This is a genomic window from Shigella sp. FC1967 (assembly GCF_001743005.1).
GTDB lineage: Bacteria > Pseudomonadota > Gammaproteobacteria > Enterobacterales > Enterobacteriaceae > Proteus.
Genome location: NZ_MIIZ01001099.1, coordinates 1 through 892, shown reverse-complemented (window position 1 = coordinate 892; position 892 = coordinate 1). Strand labels below are relative to the sequence as shown.

Below are 892 nucleotides of genomic sequence, written 5' to 3'. Positions count from 1 at the left end.
TTTTTTGCCGCTTTACGTTGCTTGCTGTTTTCTGCATTGCCAGAGAGGTACTCAGATACAGCTTCGGTGCCGTTTTCAATGGCATCAAGCAATTCAAAGGTGACATTACCGCGTTCAAAGTCGTCAACCTTAGTGAACCAGCGTTTTTCGATCAACTGCCAGCCTTCTATGATCTTCTGGGTTTCTTTCCCATCTTCTTTAACGGTGTAGTGGAGGCTGTCCAGAACCTCATCCACCATCCCTTTTGGGGCGACAATTTCATTTGTCTCGACAGTGCAATGGAGAATAGGGGTGATGTCCGATACGCTATAGCGGCTGCGTAATGTCCGAGCCCCACCACCGAACAAGCCCATGTAAACATGCTGTGCCGAACGAGTCAGCTCTTCGACGCTGTTCATGGATTTATCCGGCTGAGCCGATGCGGAACCCGTTTGCAAGCCAATAAACACGTTTGCAGGGATAGTCTCTCCTCGTCCACGCAAGGAGTCGATGATCAACTGACCGATGCTACGACGGAACTGGCCTCGGAGGCCGTTACCGAGATAACAAGGAACTTGCTGACCAAACACAGACTTCTTCTGCGTCAGAGATACCCCTTTTAATTCTTTCGATTCATTTTCAGGATAAGCGACATACCAGGGAGAGGTAGTAGTCAAAACGATATTGATGCTGTTCATTCGATGTGTCTCCAGGTGTTATAGCAAAATTGGTTCAGGTTTTTTAATATCGTCAGCGAGGCAAAAGTCGAGCGCCCATGCCTCATCAGCAGTCAGTTCGTCCAGCACTTTGAACTCTGCGTCATGCTTCCCTTCTTGGCGTAGCAACAAGGCCCACCATGCCCACTCACTTTGTCTTGAGCGAGCAGACTTCATATCGCTAAAAGTAAAGGGGG

The 892-nt window shown here is 48.8% G+C and carries 2 protein-coding genes; both read right to left on the bottom strand.

Annotated features, from left to right (window positions below; all coding sequences use genetic code 11):
• On the bottom strand, positions 1-677 hold a 677-nt coding region (gene csf2, locus BHE89_RS18830), incomplete at its 3' end, for a type IV CRISPR-associated protein Csf2 (protein WP_141008338.1).
• 18 nt (positions 678-695) lie between these two features.
• Positions 696-892, bottom strand: a 197-nt coding sequence (locus tag BHE89_RS23945; protein WP_216081033.1) for a hypothetical protein, incomplete at its 5' end; no start/stop codon positions are given.